The 17,630-nt window shown below is 72.9% G+C and carries 17 protein-coding genes; 11 read left to right on the top strand and 6 right to left on the bottom strand.

Annotation, left to right across the window (positions count from 1 at the left end):
* Positions 1-40 precede the first annotated feature (40 nt).
* Together QI633_RS01790 and QI633_RS01785 are read right to left on the bottom strand one after the other, a co-directional pair.
* The gene (locus tag QI633_RS01790) at positions 41-826 is read right to left on the bottom strand and encodes a hypothetical protein (protein ID WP_282427911.1); all 786 of its coding nucleotides are present in this window, start codon (positions 824-826) and stop codon (positions 41-43) included.
* Positions 790-1,785 (bottom strand): serine/threonine-protein kinase, encoded by a 996-nt coding sequence (locus QI633_RS01785; protein WP_282427910.1) that lies wholly within the window; start codon positions 1,783-1,785, stop codon positions 790-792. The genes QI633_RS01790 and QI633_RS01785 overlap by 37 nt, the downstream gene beginning before the upstream one ends.
* Before the next feature lie 72 nt (positions 1,786-1,857).
* Between QI633_RS01785 and QI633_RS01780 the strand changes: the two genes are divergently transcribed.
* Positions 1,858-2,148, top strand: coding sequence for a DUF4031 domain-containing protein (locus QI633_RS01780; RefSeq protein ID WP_141800658.1), 291 nt, complete (start codon positions 1,858-1,860; stop codon positions 2,146-2,148).
* 99 nt (positions 2,149-2,247) lie between these two features.
* Positions 2,248-3,417 (top strand): hypothetical protein, encoded by a 1,170-nt coding sequence (locus QI633_RS01775; RefSeq protein ID WP_282427909.1) that lies wholly within the window; start codon positions 2,248-2,250, stop codon positions 3,415-3,417.
* A 4-nt stretch (positions 3,418-3,421) separates the two neighbouring features.
* Here QI633_RS01775 and QI633_RS01770 read toward each other — a convergent pair whose 3' ends face one another.
* Both QI633_RS01770 and QI633_RS01765 read right to left on the bottom strand, forming a co-directional pair.
* On the bottom strand, positions 3,422-4,246 hold the full coding sequence (locus tag QI633_RS01770) for a crotonase/enoyl-CoA hydratase family protein (RefSeq protein ID WP_282427908.1): 825 nt from the start codon (positions 4,244-4,246) through the stop codon (positions 3,422-3,424).
* On the bottom strand, positions 4,243-5,298 hold the full coding sequence (locus tag QI633_RS01765) for an LLM class F420-dependent oxidoreductase (protein ID WP_282427907.1): 1,056 nt from the start codon (positions 5,296-5,298) through the stop codon (positions 4,243-4,245). The genes QI633_RS01770 and QI633_RS01765 overlap by 4 nt, the downstream gene beginning before the upstream one ends.
* Before the next feature lie 223 nt (positions 5,299-5,521).
* Here QI633_RS01765 and QI633_RS01760 point away from each other — a divergent pair, with 223 nt between their 5' ends.
* The 8 genes from QI633_RS01760 to QI633_RS01725 all read left to right on the top strand — a co-directional run bounded on the left by QI633_RS01760 (position 5,522) and on the right by QI633_RS01725 (position 14,635).
* The gene (locus QI633_RS01760; RefSeq protein WP_260806553.1) at positions 5,522-6,691 is read left to right on the top strand and encodes an aminotransferase class I/II-fold pyridoxal phosphate-dependent enzyme; all 1,170 of its coding nucleotides are present in this window, start codon (positions 5,522-5,524) and stop codon (positions 6,689-6,691) included.
* Positions 6,692-6,732: 41 nt separating this feature from the next.
* Complete coding sequence (locus tag QI633_RS01755; protein ID WP_282427906.1) at positions 6,733-7,185, top strand: hypothetical protein; 453 nt, start codon at positions 6,733-6,735, stop codon at positions 7,183-7,185.
* A 7-nt stretch (positions 7,186-7,192) separates the two neighbouring features.
* The gene (locus tag QI633_RS01750; RefSeq protein WP_282427905.1) at positions 7,193-8,158 is read left to right on the top strand and encodes a hypothetical protein; all 966 of its coding nucleotides are present in this window, start codon (positions 7,193-7,195) and stop codon (positions 8,156-8,158) included.
* The gene (locus QI633_RS01745) at positions 8,155-9,489 is read left to right on the top strand and encodes a hypothetical protein (RefSeq protein WP_141800665.1); all 1,335 of its coding nucleotides are present in this window, start codon (positions 8,155-8,157) and stop codon (positions 9,487-9,489) included. Before QI633_RS01750 ends, QI633_RS01745 begins: the two co-directional genes overlap by 4 nt.
* Before the next feature lie 248 nt (positions 9,490-9,737).
* On the top strand, positions 9,738-10,742 hold the full coding sequence (locus tag QI633_RS01740; protein WP_141800666.1) for a diiron oxygenase: 1,005 nt from the start codon (positions 9,738-9,740) through the stop codon (positions 10,740-10,742).
* A gap of 3 nt (positions 10,743-10,745) precedes the next feature.
* Positions 10,746-12,449, top strand: coding sequence for an FAD-dependent oxidoreductase (locus QI633_RS01735; protein WP_282427904.1), 1,704 nt, complete (start codon positions 10,746-10,748; stop codon positions 12,447-12,449).
* 20 nt (positions 12,450-12,469) lie between these two features.
* The gene (locus tag QI633_RS01730) at positions 12,470-13,180 is read left to right on the top strand and encodes a TetR/AcrR family transcriptional regulator (protein WP_141800668.1); all 711 of its coding nucleotides are present in this window, start codon (positions 12,470-12,472) and stop codon (positions 13,178-13,180) included.
* Positions 13,181-14,635, top strand: a complete 1,455-nt coding sequence (locus QI633_RS01725) for an NAD(P)/FAD-dependent oxidoreductase (protein WP_282427903.1) — start codon at positions 13,181-13,183, stop codon at positions 14,633-14,635.
* A 130-nt stretch (positions 14,636-14,765) separates the two neighbouring features.
* Here the strand turns inward: QI633_RS01725 and QI633_RS01720 are convergent, their stop codons facing one another.
* Positions 14,766-16,181 (bottom strand): VWA domain-containing protein, encoded by a 1,416-nt coding sequence (locus tag QI633_RS01720; protein WP_282427902.1) that lies wholly within the window; start codon positions 16,179-16,181, stop codon positions 14,766-14,768.
* A 7-nt stretch (positions 16,182-16,188) separates the two neighbouring features.
* The gene (locus QI633_RS01715) at positions 16,189-17,064 is read right to left on the bottom strand and encodes a MoxR family ATPase (RefSeq protein ID WP_141800671.1); all 876 of its coding nucleotides are present in this window, start codon (positions 17,062-17,064) and stop codon (positions 16,189-16,191) included.
* Between the two features lie 131 nt (positions 17,065-17,195).
* Between QI633_RS01715 and QI633_RS01710 the strand changes: the two genes are divergently transcribed.
* Entirely contained in the window at positions 17,196-17,561 is a 366-nt protein-coding gene (locus QI633_RS01710) for a hypothetical protein (protein WP_141800672.1), read from the top strand.
* Positions 17,562-17,630: the final 69 nt, after the last annotated feature.

Raw genomic sequence — 17,630 nt, 5'->3', positions numbered from 1 at the left:
CGACCGCCGGTCTCCCGTATGAGGGGAGACCGGCGGTCGTTCATCTCAGGGGGACGCCCCGGAACTGCGTGGGGTTGCGGAACTTCACGTAGTCGAACATCGACTGCACCTTGGCGCTGGTGTTGGCCCACGCGGAGAACACCCAGGCGTTGGTGCCGGAGTGCGTGTAGACCCGGTCGGAGTGGTAGACGGACCTGCCGATGAACCCGCCCAGCCTCTTGCCGTAGACGATGTCGCGCCCGGCCCAGGGCTGATTGACCCGGTTCCGGTCCGGGTTGTAGGCACCGTAGTAGTAGCTGGTCGCGGCGGAGGCGCCGCTCCAGCGAGTCACCGTGAGGTGGCGGTAGGTGCCGTCGGGGGTCCTGGCGCCGCAGTGCCAGCCCTCGACGTACCCGCTCGCCTTGAGCGTCCAGGGCTTGCAGGCGGGCGCGCTCTCGACACCCGGGAACACCCACTGGGCGCCCTTCCAGCCCGTCGGCAGGGCGCAGCCGGAGCTGGCGACGACCTGGGCGCCGGTCCAGCAGCGGAAGGTGGGGACCGGCTGCGTCGGGGTCGGGGTCGGGGTGGGGCTCGGGGTGGGCTTCGGCTTCGCCTTCTCCGTCGGCTTCGCCGGGCTCGTCGGCTCCTCGGCCACGGGACCGGGGTCGACCAGCTCGGGAGTGGCCGACCTCTCCTTCCTCGGGCGAGGGGTGCTGCTCGGCGCGTTCGGGGTGGGGGTCGTGGCCGGAGTGGCCGTGGTGGGGGTGGACGCGCTGGTCGACGGGTCCTCGGCGGTCAGCACGGACGGGGTCATGTCGACACCGCCGAGCAGCGAGCCGACGTACACGGCGACGCCGACGAGGGCGAGTACCAGCGCGGTCGCGACGAGGCGTCGGCGCAGCGAGCCCGGCGCCGTCGACGTGTCGAGCGGCTGTCGGACCGAGGTGACCTCGGGCAGCACCAGGCCCTCGGCGGCACTGGTCCGCAGGGCGGAGAGGTCGGCGAGCATCGCCCGCGCGGACGGGTAGCGGCGGCGCGGGTCTTGGCGAGCGCGCGGCGCAGCACGGCGTTGAGGCCGTCCAGGAACGGGTCGCGGCCGGGAACCTGGGGCACCGGGCCGCGCAGGTGGCCCATCGCCACCTCGGCGTCGGTGCCGACGTACGGCGGGGTGCCGGTCAGCATGGTCCACAGCAGGCAGCCCGCGGAGTAGACGTCGCCGGCGACACCGGCGGCGCCCGTGTCGCCGGAGTGCCGCTCGGGCGCCATGTAGGCGGCCGAGCCGACCAGGACGCCGGTGCGGGTGAGCTCGCCGCCGGGTGAGGTGGCGATGCCGAAGTCGCACAGGTAGGCGGTCGACCCGTCGTCGCGCAGCAGCACGTTGGACGGCTTGACGTCGCGGTGCACCACGCCGATCGCGTGCGCGTCGGCCAGGCCCTCCAGGACCTGGCAGGCCAGGTCGACGGCGTACGACGGCTCGACGGCGCCCCGCGTGCGCAGCACCGCGCTGAGGTCACCGCCGCGGACCAGCTGGGTGACGAGGTACGGCGCGCCGTCCTGCTCGCCATGGTCGAAGACGGCGACCACGTGGGCGCTGTCCATCCTCGACAGCACGACCGCCTCGCGGCGGAACCGCTCGCGGAACTCGGCGTCCTGCCCGAGCGCGGGGTTGATCACCTTGAGCGCGACATCGCGCTCGAGCTGCGGGTCGTGGGCGCGCCACACCGTGCCCATCCCGCCGCGGCCGAGCACCTCGACGAGCTGGTACCTGCCCAACCAGTCCCCAGCACGGGGCTCCGAGCCGCCCATGGCCCCGATCCTGCGTCACGGCTGCTTCCGGGGCAAACCGGGGTGCAGGAGGGCGCATGGGAGGGTGGGGTCGTGACCGTGTACGTCGACGACATGCAGCTGGAGGCCGTGGTCGGTCCCGTCGACGGCGTGTGGTCCCACCTGCTGTCCGACCTGCCGGGCGAGGCCGGACACCGCGAGCTGCTGGACTTCGCCGGCCGGCTCGGGATCGAGGCGCGCTGGATCCAGAACCCGGGGACCGCTAAGGAGCACTTCGACGTCACCGAGCCGACCCGGCAGCGGGCCCTGGCGCTGGGCGCCGTACCGATCACCTATGGGCGAGCGGTCGCCGCGATCACGCGGGCGAAGCGGTCCGCCGGGTAGCGAGCCTTTACCCGGCCAGGACCGCGGGAGTAGCGTGCTGGTGCCCGGTCGAGGGGGGGCGGATCGGCTGGGCCTCCACTGCTCCCGGAAGGCCGTCCCGTGTCCCTCTCACTCCCCCGTCCCCTGGTTCGCGCGCTCGCCGGCGCGACCCTCGCCGCCGGTGCCCTCGTCCTCCCGGCGGCCGGCCCGCCGCCCGCCGCCGGGGTCGGCGCCTGTGCCGCGCCCGCTCCCTACGTCTTCGGCCCGACCGGCGCCGTGCAGTCCTGGGTCGTGCCCGCCGGCGTGCACCGGGTGAGCCTGTACGTCGTGGGCGCGCCCGGCGGAGCCTCGACCGGCGCCGGCGGCCACGGCGGCTTCCTCTTCGCCAACGGCGTCCCGGTCACGCCGGGCAGCACCCTGCAGGTCGTGGTCGGCGGGGCCGGCGGCAACGGCGTCCCCGGCCAGACGGCCGGAGGCGGCGGGGGCGGGTCGTTCGTGGCGACCAGCCCGACGGCCGCGGGCGTGCTCGTCGTCGCCGGAGGGGGCGGCGGATCCGGGGCCACGACCGGTGGGCTCGACGCCAGCCTCACCGGTTCGGGCCGGGACGGCGCGCCGGCAGGGGCCGGCGGCACCGGCGCCGGGATCGACACCCCGTCGGGCAGCGGGACGGTCGGCGGCTCCAGCCTGGTGGCGCGCACTGCCGGTGACGTCCCGGAGGGCGGTGGCGGAGGCGGTGGCGTGGTCCTCGACGGCGGCGGCCAGGGGGGAGCGGGCGGCTGGGCCATGGGCAGCGGAGGCGCCGGCGGCACCGGCCAGGTCGTGACCGGCGGCACCGGCGGGAGTGGCGGCTTCGGTGGCGGCGGAGGCGGGGCGACCGCCGGCGGGGGCGGTGGCGGGTACGGCGGCGGCGGTGGCGGTGGGCTGCTCGACGGCACGGCCGGCGGCGGCGGCGGAGGCGGCAGCTACAGCAGCGTGCCGCCCGCACAGGCCGGCGTGGCGGCGGACGCGACGAGCGGCCAGGTCGTGATCACGCCGGAGGGCGGCTGCGGCCAGCCGGCCACGGCTCGGTGCCACGGCAAGGCAGCCACGATCGTCGGCACCCCCGGTGACGATGTGCTCATCGGTACGCCGGGCCGCGACGTGATCGTCGGTCTCGGGGGCCGGGACCGGATCCGCGGCCGTGGTGGCCGCGACGTCCTGTGCGGCGGTGCCGGTCGCGACGTGCTTCGTGGCGGCGGCGGCAAGGACCGCCTGTACGGCGGTCCGGGCCGCGACCGGCTGGTGCCGTGAGCCGTCAGCGACCTGTGAACTCCGGCGGGCGCCGCTCGAGGAACGCCAGCATCGCCTCGTCGAGGTCGTCGCTGAGCAGGAAGGCCGAGTTCCACACGGCGGTGTAGCGCAGGCCCGCCTCGACGCGGGGGCCGCGCTCGGCGTCGAGGACGTCCTTGATGCCGCGCAGGACCAGCGGGGAGTTGGCCGCCATCCGCGCGGCGAGCCCGGCGGCCGCCGTACGCGTCTCGTCGGGGGTGGCGTGGACGTGGTTGACCAGGCCGATCTCGGCGGCCCGGGCGGCGTCGACGTCGTCGCCGGTGAGGGCGAGCTCGCGCAGGTGGCCGTCGCCGATGACGCCGACCAGGCGCTGCAGGCTGCCGAGGTCGGCGACGATCCCGACCTTGGCCTCGCGCACGCTGAACACCGCGTCGGCCGAGGCGACCCGGACGTCGCAGGCGACGGCGAGGTCCACGCCGCCACCGATGCACCAGCCGGTGACGGCCGCGACGGTCGGCTTGCTGAGGTTGGCGACGGTGTCGAGAGCCGCCTGCCAGCGCCGGATCAGGGCCATCAGCTCCTGCCGGGCACCGGCATGGGTGGCCTGCCGGAGCGGCGCGAAGGTACCGGCCGCCGCGGCCAGGTCGAGGCCGTAGGAGAAGTGGTCGCCCGCTCCTGCGAGCACCACCGCACGGGCGGTGTCGTCGGCCTCGAGCTCGGTGAAGGTCGCGGCCAGCTCGGCGAAGAACGCCTCGTCCATGACCGCCTTGCCGCCGGGTCCGGCCAGGCCGACGGTGGCGACCGCGCCCTCGCGCGTGACGGTGAATCGCCGCCCCTCGGTCGAGGTCACGGCGTGACCTCCTTGACGATCTCGGAGAGCCGACGCACCTGGGCGACCTTCTCCTCGTCGGTCGCGGCGAGCGGGTTGAGCAGGAAGGTGCGCACGCCGGCCGCGTGGAACTCGGCCACCTGCCGGCGGATCGCGTCCTCGTCGCCGAGCAGGGTGACCGCGTCCACCAGCTCGTCGGGTACGGCGGCGGCGGCCTCGGCCTTCGCCCCCGACAGGTACAGGTCCTGGATCTCCTTGGCCTCGGCCTCGTATCCGTACCGGCAGGCCAGCTGGTTGTAGAAGTTCTTGTCGCGCGCACCCATGCCGCCGACGTACAGCGCCAGCTGGTTGCGGATCGCCTGCACCGCCTCGGGCGAGGGCTCGCCGAGGTGGAAGGCGATCTGGAGCTGGATGTCGAGCTCGCCGAGCGCAGGATCGCGCTTCGCGAATCCCTCCGCGAGCGGCTCGCCCCACGCCAGGCCACGCTTGCCGGGGTGGAAGAACAGCGGCTGCCAGCCGTTGGCGAGCTCGGCGACGAGCGCGACGTTCTTGGGGCCGAGCGCCGCGACCGAGATCGGGATCTCGCTGCGCACCGGGTGGTTGATGATCTTGAGCGGCTTGCCCAGGCCCGAGCCGCCCTTGTCCTTGGTCAGCGGGACGTCGTAGTACTTGCCCTCGAACTCGACCGGCTCGCGCTTCCACACCTGCCGGCAGATCTCGATCACCTCGCGGGTGCGACCCAGCGGGGCGTCGTACTTCACGCCGTGGAAGCCCTCGATGACCTGCGGGCCGCTGGCGCCCAGGCCGAGCGTGAACCGGCCGTCGGAGACGAAGTCCAGGCCCGCGGCCGTCATCGCGGTCAGCGACGGGGTGCGCGTGTAGATCTGGAAGATCGCCGACATCAGCTCGAGGCGCTCGGTCTTCGCGGCGATGTAGCCGAGCTGGCTGACCGCGTCGAAGGAGTACGCCTCCGGCATCGCGACCAGGTCGAGGCCGTTGCGCTCGTACTCCTGGAGCAGCTCCACGGTCTCGGCGAAGCCGCCGGAGTAGTCGATGATCATGCCGAGCCGCATGGCTCCCCCTGGGTTGTGGTGACGGTCGTGACCTGGGACCGGAGCGTAGCCCTCCCGGGTGGTCGTGACCCGGACCGCCCGCGCCGTCCGGCGAGCACGGAAGACCACCGGCGCTGTCGCACGTCGTTTCTGCCGGGTCGGCGCACAACCCGGGCCACTCTCTGCCGGGTCGGCGCAAAACCCGGGCCACTTTCCGCCGGGTCGCGCGTGACAGGATCAGCGGGTGACCGACCGCTTCACCACCGCCGCCCGGGCGGACGTCCCACCGTTCCACGTGATGGACCTCCTCGCCGCGGCGGCGGAGCGGCAGCGCACCCACGGCGACCTGGTCAACCTGGTCGCGGGGCAGCCCAGCACGGGGGCGCCGGCGACGGTCAACGCGGCCGCGATCCGGCTGCTCAGCAGCGGCGACCCCCTCGGCTACACCACCGCGACCGGCATCGTCGAGCTCCGGGCGGCGATCGCCGGCCACTACCGACACACCTACGACGTCGCCGTCGACCCGGACGACGTGGTCGTCACCACCGGCTCGAGCGGCGGCTTCCTGCTGGCCTTCCTCGCGGCCTTCGACGCGGGCGCCCGGGTGGCGATCGCGCGCCCCGGCTACCCCTGCTACCGCAACGTGCTGGCGGCGCTGGGCTGCGCGGTCCTCGAGATCCCGACCGGGCCGGACACCCGGTTCCAGCCGACCGTTGAGCAGCTCGCGGAGGCACACGCCCGGGAGCCGATCGACGGCCTCGTCGTCGCCAGCCCCGCGAACCCGACCGGCACCATGCTGCTGCCCGAGGAGCTCGCCGCGATCGCCCGCTGGTGCGAGGAGAGCGGCGTCCAGCTGGTCTCCGACGAGATCTACCACGGCATCCAGTACGCCGGATCGCGCGCCGGCTGCGCCTGGGAGACCTCGCGCGAGGCGGTCGTGTTCGGCTCGTTCTCGAAGTACTTCTCGATGACCGGCTGGCGCCTCGGCTGGATGCTCGCGCCCGAACGGCTGCGGCGGCCGGTCGACGTACTGACCGGCAACTTCTCGATCTGCCCGCCCGTGCTCGCCCAGCACGCGGCGCTCGCGGCGTTCGAGGACACGGCGTACGCCGAGCTCGACGGGCACGTGCAGCGCTACGCCCACAACCGCGGCCTGCTGCTCGACGGGCTGCAGCGGCTCGGCATCACCCGGCTGGCGCCGGCCGACGGCGCGTTCTACGCGTACGCCGACGTCGGGCACCTGACGACCGACTCGATGGCCTACTGCCGCGACCTGCTGGCCCGCACCGGCGTCGCCGTCGCCACCGGCATCGACTTCGACACCGTCGACGGCGGCCGGTTCCTGCGGTTCAGCTTCGCCGGCACCGCGGACGACATCACCACCGCGCTCGACCGGCTCGACGGCGCCCTGTGATTGGGTTTGCCCAGCGACGGATCAGGGAAGGGGCGCGTCTCATGTACGGCGACAGCGAGATCATTCGGCGTCGTGCCGCCCAGCTGCGGGACCAGGGGGCCGACGTGCGCGCCCTCGCCGACGAGCTGGTCGCGCGGGTCGAGGGTCTGGGCTGGACCGGCCGGGCGGCCGAGGCGATGCGCGAGCGGGTGACCGATCGCGCCAGCCACCTGCGGGTGGCCGCGGAGCGCCACACCGGTGCCGCGGACGCGCTGGCCGACCACGCCGAGAGCGTCGACGCGGTGCGTGAGGAGATCGCCGCGACCCAGGCGCGGGTCGAGGCGCTGGTCGCCGATGCGCGGGCCCGGATCGCGGCCATCGCCGCCCGCAACGAGGCCGGCGACGGGTTGCAGGTCACGCCCGACCCGCTCGACGAGGCGCTCGTCGCGTTCACCCCACCGCCCGCGGGACACCGCGACTGGCTCACCGTCGACGTCCCCGGCCTGGAGCGCTGAGCGCCCGATGCCGACCATCGACCTCACCTCCGTCCCGCCGGCCACACCGGCCGCACCGGCCGCACCGGCAGCACCTGCCGCCGGTGACGGCGGAGCACTCGCCGCCGCACCCCGCCGGATCGGGCTGACCCTGGCCGAGCTCCACCACGCGGCACACCTCGCCGGCGACGCCCCGCTGCCGTTCGAGGTCGCCGCGCCACCCACCGCCGATGCCATGCAGGCCCGGCTGGGACAGAGCCCCGCGACCCTCGACGACGAAGCCTTCCGCGCGGCCGTCGCCGCGCTGCACGACCCCGCCGACGCCCTCGAGCGGCGCGGCTTGATCGTCGACGGCGCCCTCGACGCCGGGCTGGCCGGTGCGATCGGCCTGCTCGCCTCGCCGCGCTTCGCCCTCGACGTCGACGTCGCCATGGGCGGGGTGCAGGCCAAGGTCTGGCACCGCCAGGGCGGCAGCGCCGTCGCCTCGCTGGCCACGGTCGACGGGATCGTGTTCGAGCTGGGCTGGTTCGGCACCGACGCCTGGGCCGCCGAGCTCGCCCGGGTCGCCGCGATCTCCGAGGAGGTCGTGCCCGGGGCCTCCGACGTGCCGTCGTACGTCGACCTGCCGTTCGAGCTCGCCGACGCCGCCGCCGAGGCCAGCGGCTCGGGCCGGGGCGACCTGCTCCCCGTGCTCGTGTCCCGCCACAGCGGTGCGGTCCGCGGTGCCCACGGCGCCCTGGACGACGCGAGCGTCGCCGGTGTGCTCGCTGCGCTGGCGGGCGAGGCCCGCGGCCGGTTGCGGGCCCTGGTCGCCGACGTGTCCGGCGACGCGGTCGACACCGTCGGCGTCGTGTCCTGGACGCTCATGGCCGACGGCTGGCGCGCCCTGCGCCCGCACCACGCCGACGGCGGGCTGCGGCTGGAGCTGCGCTCCGTCGCACCCGACGAGCTGGCGGCGGTCGTCGCACCGGTCCTCGGGGAGGCGACGCGATGAGCACCGAGGAGCAGCCGCTGACCGCGGTCGAGGTCGCGGACCTCGCCGACAAGTACGACCAGATGCTGCGGCTCGCGGACCTGTTCGACGACGCCGGCGCGCAGATGCGGGAGTGGTCGCAGCTCGGCGCCGACGCGCTCGCCGACCCCGAGGTCGCCGACTCCGCGCCACTGTCCCCCACGACGTGGAGCACCGCCGAGGAGGAGGTGCGGGCCGCGACGACCGGGAAGGGCAGCCTGCTCAGCCGGTCCATCGAGCTCGACGCCGACGCGCTGGTGCTGCGCGCGACGGTGATGACCTACCGCTGGATCGACGAGCTCCAGGCAGCGGCGTACGAGACCCTCGGCTCCATCGCCGGCAAGGCGATCGGCTACCTCGCCCCCGAGGTCAACCTCGGCGGCGCGATCGTGGCGGCCGGCCTGATCGAGACCGACGCGCTCGACCGCGACGGCGTGGCGGCCTACCTCGGCGAGCTGGCGGAGGCCAACCCCGAGCTCATGGAGCACGTCACCACCGGTGGCGGCGTACTCGACAGCCTGCAGATGCGCGGACTGCTCACCGCCGGTGTGCTCGCCGGTGACGCCGGACGCTCCGCGCGCATCGGCGGCCTGCGCGCCACCGGCATCGCCCCGCTGCCCGACGACTGGGGCTCCGCCCTGCGCGACGTCGCCGTCGGCCTCGCCGAGGTCGCGGATCCGGTCGCCGGCGCCGCGGCCACCGTCGATGGCGCTCCCGCCGGGCTCGCCGACCTGATGACGATCCTCGCCGAGCAGCAGGACGGCCCGATCCGGGTCCTGCGCCCGGCCCCCGGGCGCCTGGTCGCCTTCCTGCCCGACGCCGCCCCGGCGCCCGCCCCCGGTCGGCTCCGGCTCGTCTCGGGCGACGCGTCCAGCGAGGCCTCCGCCGTCGTGCGTGCCCTCGCCGCCGCGATCGATCCGGCGGCCGAGCCCGCCGACGAGCCGGCCCGGGTGATGCTGGTCGGCCGCGGCAGCGGCGGGGCGGCCGCACTCGAGGTCGCCACCCGCACCGACCTGCCCGGCTTCGTGGTCGACCAGGTGGTCACCGCCGACGCCCCCGCGACCCAGCTACGCCTGCTCCCGGCCGACATCCAGGTGCTCTCCCTCGAGGACCGCAGCAACCCGGTCGCCCTCCTCGGCTCGCTGATCAACGCCGGCGCCACCAACCGCCTCACGGTCGTCTACGACGCCGGCACCGACCCCGACACCCCCGCCCTGGTCACCGGTGGCCGGGCCGCCGACCGGGCCGACCACCCCGACCTCGTCGCGGCGCTCGACCGCTGGCGCGCCCTGGGCTTCCTGCGCCCCGCCTGACCTCATCCCTCCTGCCGACCGCACCCCATGCGGTTCGGTCGTCGATCGGCCCTTCTCGCGACCAGTTCGCATGGGGTGCGGTCCAGGGGCGGAGCGATCCCGATCACACCCCGAGGCGAGCACTCGCGCGCGCCGGTCCCGTTTCTCGTCGATTTCCTTGACAAAACCCGGGTCAATGTATGCAACATGTTGTTGCGCTAACAGCGTGCATGCTCCCGATTTCGATGACGAGAACGGACCGAGGAACGATGACTGCGACTGCCGACGCCCCGATCGACACCCCTGCCGCGCACGACCTGGCGGGCCTCAGCTACCAGGACACGCTGCGCGTTCTGTCCGAGGCGTCGGTCCACCAGCACTTCGACGCGTTCCTCGACATCGCCTGGGACAGCCCGGAGTTCGAGGTCGTCCCGAACGACCCGCGCTGGGTACTCCCGGAGATCGACTCGCTCGGCGGCACCGACTGGTACAAGTCGCTGCCCCTGGAGCGGCAGATCGAGATCGGCCAGTACCGCCTCGCCAACATCATGAAGGTCGGCCTGCAGTTCGAGCAGGTGCTGATCGGCGGCATCATGAGCCACCTCATCCCGATGGGCAACAACCGTGCGGAGTTCCGCTACTCCACGCACGAGGTGACCGAGGAGTGCCACCACACCCAGATGTTCCAGGAGGGTGTGAACCGGATCGGCGTCGACGTGAAGGGCGGCCCGGGCTGGTTCATCAAGGTCGCGCCGTTCCTGTGCCTGGCCGGCGGCCCGCTGCCCAACATCTTCTTCTTCGGCATCCTCGCCGGCGAGGAGCCGATCGACTACCTGCAGAAGTCGGTGCTGCGCTCGGGCCACGAGCTGCACCCGATCGTCACCCGCGTGATGCAGATCCACGTGGCCGAGGAGGCCCGCCACATCGGCTTCGCGCACACCTACCTGGTCGAGCGCTCCAAGGACTACGGCCGCATCCAGCGTTTCGGTCTCTCGCTGGCCTACCCGCTCATCATGCGCGTGCTGTGCGACGTGATCATGAAGCCGACCAAGCAGATGCAGAAGGACCTCGGCATCCCCAAGGACGTCATGCGCGAGGTCTACTGGAAGTCCGAGAAGTCCCAGAAGCTGCTGCGCGACACCTTCGGCGACGTGCGGATGCTCGCCGAGGAGCTCGGCCTGATGAACCGCGTCTCCCGCCTCGTGTGGCGCGCGCTCGGCATCCACGGCAGCCCCTCGCGCTTCCGCAGCGAGCCCAAGTCCGCCGCGGTCTGAGCCATGGCGTACGTCGTCACGCAGTCGTGCTGCGCCGACGCCTCGTGCGTCGTCGCCTGCCCGGTCAACTGCATCCACCCCGCCCCGGGTGAGCCCGGCTTCGGCACCACCGAGATGGTGTACGTCGACGCGACCGCCTGCGTCGGCTGCGGCGCCTGCGCGACCGCGTGCCCGGTCGGGGCGATGGTGCCCGACGCCGCGCTGACGACCAAGCAGCTGCCGTTCCTCGAGCTCAACGCCGCCTACTACGACGCGTTCCCCCACGCCGACCGCACTCCGGTCGCGCTGGTTCCGCAGCAGCGCCGCCTCACCCGCACCGGCCCGTTCCGGGTCGCGGTGATCGGCGCCGGCCCGGCCGGGCTCTACACGGCCGACGAGCTGCTCAAGCACCCCGAGGTCGGCGGAGTCGACGTCTACGACCGGCTGCGCACGCCGTACGGCCTGGTCCGGCACGGTGTCGCCCCGGACCACGCGTCGACCAAGCTGGTGACCCGGCTGTTCGAGGCGATCGAGCGGCAGCCGCGGTTCCGCTACTTCCTCGACGTCGAGGTCGGCGCCCCCGACAGCACCAGCATCACCCTCGCCGACCTGCGGTCCCACTACGACGCGGTCGTGTACGCCGTCGGCGCCTCCGCCGACCGCAGCCTGGGCATCCCCGGCGAGGACCTGGCCGGCTCGGTCCCGGCGACGGCCCTGGTCGGCTGGTACAACGGCCACCCCGAGCAGCAGGACCTCGACGTCCCGCTCGGCCCGGTCTCCAACCCGTCCGGTCGCGCGGTCGTCGTCGGCAACGGCAACGTCGCGCTCGACGTGGCGCGCATCCTGGCCCGGCCGGTCGAGGTCCTCGAGCGCACCGACCTGGCGCCCGGCCCGCTCGACCAGCTGCGCGCGAGCAACGTGCGCGAGGTGGTCGTCCTCGGCCGTCGTGGTCCCGCGCAGGCGGCGTTCACCGTTCCCGAGCTGATCGGCCTCGCCGCGCTCGACGACATCGACGTGGTCGTCGACGTCGATCCCGCGCTGCTCACCGGCGACGACCAGCGCAGCGCTCTTCTCCGCGACCTGGCCGAGCGCCCGGTCGCCGATGGCAGCGACAAGCGGCGGATCGTGCTCAGCTTCGCGGTCTCCCCCGTCGAGGTCATCGGCACCGACGGCCGGGTCACCGGTGTCCGGGTCGCCCGCAACCGCCTGGTCGAGGAGACCGACGGGAGCGTTCGCGCCGAGGCCACCTACGACACGTTCGTCCTCGACGCCGGCCTGGTCGTCCGCTCCGTCGGCCACCGGGGCACCCCGGTCGCCGGGCTGCCGTTCGACGAGCGGACCGCCACGGTCCCCAACCACGAGGGTCGCGTCGAGCCGGGCGTCTACGTCGTCGGCTGGATCAAGCGCGGTCCGGTCGGCTTCATCGGCACCAACAAGACCGACGCCCAGGAGACGGTCGAGACCATTCTCGACGACCTCGACGCCGGCCTCCCCGCACCGAGTGGCACGGCCGCCGCGATCGCGTCGCTGGTCGCCGAGCGGCACACCGACGCGGCCGACCTCGCCGCCTGGCAGCGCCTCGACGCCGCCGAGCGCGAGCGCGGTGCGCGGGCCGGCCGGCCCCGCGCCAAGATCACCGACGTCGCGGAGCAGCGCTCGGTCGCCGCGCCGCCCGCCGCCGTACGTCGTCGGGGACTGCTGCGGCGTACCGTGTCGCTGACATCGTGAGGATCGCAGGAGGTGTCGGCATGGGGACGCCGAAGCGGGAGCAGACCGACGGGCGCAAGCGTCGCTGGCAGCAGCACAACGCCGACCGCCGGCAGGCGGTGATCGAGGCGGCGCTGACGGTGCTGGCGCGCGACCTCGAGCCCGGCGCCGAGCTCAGCGTCCAGCAGATCGCCGACGAGGCCTCGGTCCACCGCACCGTCCTCTACCGCTACTTCGAGGACCGCACCGACCTCGACGTCGCCATCCAGCAGGAGATCTGCAGCCGGGCCGGCGAGCTGCTGCTCGCCGCGGTCACCCTCGAGGGCACGCCGCGCCAGATCGTCGAGCGGATCATCGCGGCGTACGTCGGCTGGGGCGCCGACAACGTCGCCCTGATGCGCTTCGCGGAGCGCGACATCGCCGGCGCCGCGTCCAAGCCGCTCGACGACGCGATCGGCCAGATCGCCGAGCAGATCGAGCTCGTCATCGGTGGCTTCCTCGCCATCCTCGACGCCGAGGTCGACGACGACGACCGCAACGCGCTCACGCCGTACGTCTTCCTGCTCGTCGGCGGCGTCATCGCCGCCGTCCGCAGCTGGAGCTCGCGCGACGAGCTCGTCCCCCCGGCCCCCGCCTTCACGCGGCTGCTCGCCGACGTGACCTGGCTGCAGATCGAAGGTCTCGCAGCGTCCCGCAGGATCGAGGTGCCCGACCTCCCGGTCGAGCAGCTCCTCAACTTCAAGGAAGCCTGAATGAGCGACACCACGCACCTCGACGTGCTGATCATCGGCGCCGGCCTGTCCGGCATCGACGCGGCGTACCACGTCACCAAGGCGTTCCCGGACAAGAGCTATGCCGTCCTGGAGATGCGCGACTCACTCGGCGGCACGTGGGACCTGTTCCGCTACCCCGGCATCCGCTCCGACTCCGACATGCACACCCTCGGCTTCGGCTGGAAGCCGTGGAAGGGCACCAAGGCGATCGTCGACGGTCCCGACATCCTCGCCTACCTCAAGGAGGCGGCGGCCGAGAACGGCATCGACCAGCACATCCGCTACCACCACAAGCTGGTGCACGCGGAGTTCTCCACCGAGGACGCCCGCTGGACGGTCACCGTCGAGCGCACCGACACCGGCGAGACGATCGAGCTGACCGCGAGCTTCCTGTGGTCGACGTCCGGCTACTACCGCTACGACGAGGGCTTCACCCCGAGCTTCGCCGGCGCCGACGAGTTCGCCGGGCAGATCGTGCACCCGCAGCACTGGCCCGAGGACCTCGACTACGCCGGCAAGCGGGTCGTCGTGATCGGCTCCGGGGCCACCGCGGTCACCCTGATCCCCGCGCTGGCCGACTCGGGCGCCGGTCACGTCACGATGTTGCAGCGCACGCCGACGTACATCATCAGCCAGCCGGCGTACGACAAGATCTCGGCCGAGATGTACCGCCGGTTGCCCGACAAGCTCGCGCAGAAGCTGGTCCGCACCCGCTACCTCACCAGCCGGATCGCGTTCTACGAGTTCTGCCAGGCCCGGCCCAAGGAGTCGCGCGCACTGCTGCGCAAGCTGCTCGAGCGCCAGCTGCCCGACGACGTCAGCTTCGACGAGCACTTCAAGCCGCCGTACGACCCGTGGGACCAGCGGCTGTGCGCCGTCCCCGGCGGCGACCTGTTCAAGGCACTGCGCCACCACACCGTCGACATCGTGACCGACCACATCGACCGGTTCACGCCGAAGGGCATCCTGCTCAAGTCCGGCAAGGAGCTCGAGGCGGACATCATCATCACCGCCACCGGCCTCAACCTGCAGATCTTCGGCGGCGCGACGCTGGGCGTCGACGGCACGAAGATCGCGCCCTCGGAGACGATGGCCTACAAGGGCCTGATGCTCAGCGAGATCCCCAACTTCGCGTTCATCATCGGCTACACCAACGCGTCGTGGACGCTGAAGGCCGACCTGGTCTGCGAGTACGTCGTCAAGGTGCTGCGCCGCATGGACGAGACCGGCACCCGGATGGTCGTCCCGCGTCGTGACCCGTCGGTCGCCGAGGAGCCGTTCCTGGACTTCGAGGCGGGCTACGTCATGCGCTCGATCGACTCGCTGCCCAAGCAGGGCGCGACGTTCCCGTGGCGGCTGAAGATGAACTACTTCAAGGACATCCTCGTCTTCCGCAAGGCCGTCGAGGACGAGGCGCTGGAGTTCTCGGCCTGAGCTCGCGCCAGTTTCACCGGTCGGCCGGTGAAACTGGCGGGGTTGGACGACGAAACTGGCGCTTGGACGAGGATGCTTCCTCGTCCAACCGGGAGTTTCACCGGTCGGCCGGTGAAACTCCCGCAGCCACTCACCACGCGAGGTCGTGCACGAACTCGCTGAGCTGGGTCAGGTTGCGGCACTCGATCATCCGCACGATCTCGCCGTACGCCGGCGCGGCCGAGTCGCCCGTCCCCCAGTTGCGCTCGTGCTCGGGGTTGAGCCAGAAGGTCCGCTTCACCGAGCCGGTCAGCCGGCGCAGCGCGTCCTCGTGGAGGTCGCTGTAGTTGGAACGGGCGTCGCCGAGGATGAGCAGGGTCGTCTTCGGCGTGAGCGCGTCGAGGTGGTTCTCCTCGAACTTGGTGAACGCCCGGCCGTAGTTGGTCCGGCCCCACAGCGCGGCGTGCGAGGTGGCGGCGGCGAGGTCGCTGAGGACGTCGACCGGGTCGGCACCGGGCCGGAAGTGGCCGGTGACCTCGTGGACGTGGTCGATGAACGTGAAGGCCCGCATGCTCTGGAAGACCTCGCGCAGCGCGAACACGAAGAGCAACGTGAACTGGGCGAAGTTGGCCACCGAGCCGCTGACGTCGCAGAGCACGACGAGGTCGGTGCGGTGCGGCCGCTTGGGCCGGTGGTGCGTCGTGATCGGTACGCCGCCGGTGGCGATCGAGGCGCGGACGGTGCGCCGGAAGTCGAGCGGCGCGGTACGCGCGTGCCGGGAGTGCTGCTCCTTGGCGAGCCGGGTGGCGAGCCGGCGGGCCAGCGGGAAGATCTCCTTGCGCATCTCGTCGAGGTCGGTACGACGCGCGGCCATGAAGGCGAGCTTGTCGATGCTGGGGCGCACGGCGACCTCGGCGACGTGGTCGGGCCCCTTCTCCTCGGCGATGCGGCGGCGGGCGTCGTCCTCGACCATGGCGGTGAACGAGCCGATCCGGCGGTTGGCCCGGCGGCGGGCGTCCTCCTCGTCGGCGCCCTCCCGCATCAGCCCGGCGACCAGCTTGTCGACGAGCTCCTGGGGAGCCACCCTCTGCAGCGCGGTGTAGGCCGACCAGGACGACAGCCCGGGCCCACGGCCGGGCATCGCGCCGAAGACGCCGACCATCTCGGCGGCCATCCGGCGCAGCTCGGCCTCGTCGAGCTCCCCGACCTCGAACGCCTCGAGTGCCTCGGCCAGGCGGTCACGGAAGTCGACCAGGGCGGCAGCGTTGTCGCGCACCTGCCCGTCACCGGCCTCTTCCCCACCCTGTTCGACCGCGCCGTTGCCGACCATCGCGGGGAAGTAGACGTCGAAGAGCGCGTCGAAGGTGGTGCGCTGAGCCTGCTTCTTGACCATCGTGGCGGCGAACGCGTCGCGCACCGTCGCCCGCTCGCCCCAGCGCACCGCGCCGAGCGCGGCGAGGGAGTCGATGTCCTCGGCGAGCGAGACCGACAGCCCGGCGCCGCGCAGCGCCTCGACGAACGCGAGATGGCGCTCGAGGAGCCCAGACTGCTCGGCGTACTCGGTCATCACGGCCTCAAGCCCGGGCGAGCTTGAGCTCCTTGACGGCGCGCTCGTGGTCGGACTGGTGCTTGAGCACGGCGCCGAGGGTGTCGGCGATCGCCTTGGCGTCGAGGTCGCGGATCTCGAGCGCGATCAGGGTTCGGGCCCAGTCGACCGACTCGGCGATCGAGGGTGCCTTCTTCAGCTCCAGCTCGCGCAACCGCCCGACGGTGGTGACCAGCTGCTCGGCGATCCGGTCGTCGAGGCCGGGGACCTGCTGCTGCAGGATCTGCCGCTCGCGGGCGGCGTCCGGATAGTCGATGTGGAGGTAGAGGCAGCGGCGCTTGACCGCCTCGGACAGCTCGCGGCTGGCGTTCGAGGTCAGGACGACGAACGGGCGGCGGGTCGCGGCGACGGTGCCGAGCTCGGGGATGGTCACCTGGAAGTCGCTGAGCACCTCCAGCAACAGGCCCTCGACCTCGATGTCGGTCTTGTCCACCTCGTCGATGAGCAGCACCGTCGGCTCCTCGCGCCGGATCGCGGTGAGCAGGGGCCGGGTGAGCAGGAACTCCTCGGAGAAGATGTCGTCGTGGGTGGCATCCCAGTCGACACCGGAGTCGCCGGCGTTGGCGGCCTGGATCCGCAGGAGCTGCTTCTTGTAGTTCCACTCGTAGAGCGCGCGCGCCTCGTCGAGCCCCTCGTAGCACTGCAGCCGGACCAGCTCGGCGCCCGTCGCCCGGGACACCGCCTTCGCCAGCTCGGTCTTCCCGACGCCGGCCGGCCCCTCGAGCAGCAGCGGCTTCTCCAACGCGCCGGCGAGATAGGTGGTGGTCGCCGTGGCGGCGTCCGCGAGGTAGCCCGCCGCCGCGAGCCGGGTGGCCGCGTCGGCCGGGGCGTCGAACCAGGTCATGGCCCCATCCTGCCGTGCGCCGGTGTCTGTCACGTCACGCGGTCGTGACCCGGCCGCCCTCCCGTCGTTGTGATGGGCAGTGGGAAGAGACCCGGCGACGGGCTGACCGGGACACTGGACAAGGGGGGCTCATGAGCGTTGTCGTCACGGCCCCGACCTGGCTTCGGGTCGCCGTCCACGCCACGCGTACGTCGACCACCGTGGCCGCCCTCACCCTGCTGGTCGCCTTCGGCGGGATCGGCTCGGTCGCGACGCGACCGCCCACCGACCCGGCTCGCCGCATCGACATGTCGTCGGGTCCCCTCGACTCGCTGATGCAGGAGAACCGGTGCTCGCCGACCGGCTTCGACCGCGACGTCATCCCGAGCAAGGCGATCATCCGCACCCCGGACGGCGCCACCGAGCTGGTGTCCTTCGACCGCGGCTGGGCCGTGTTCCTGGGCGAGGCCGCGGGCGAGCTGGTCGCCGTCTGCCTCGGCCCGGCCGACGCCGGCTGACCCCGTCAGGGGTGCTGGCCGGACTCGGCATGCCCGATGGTGCAGTGCCGAGCTCGTCCCATCCGCAAC

Origin of the sequence: Nocardioides sp. QY071 (assembly GCF_029961765.1) — a bacterium.
Lineage (GTDB): Bacteria > Actinomycetota > Actinomycetes > Propionibacteriales > Nocardioidaceae > Nocardioides.
This window is presented reverse-complemented; position numbering and strand designations above follow the sequence as displayed.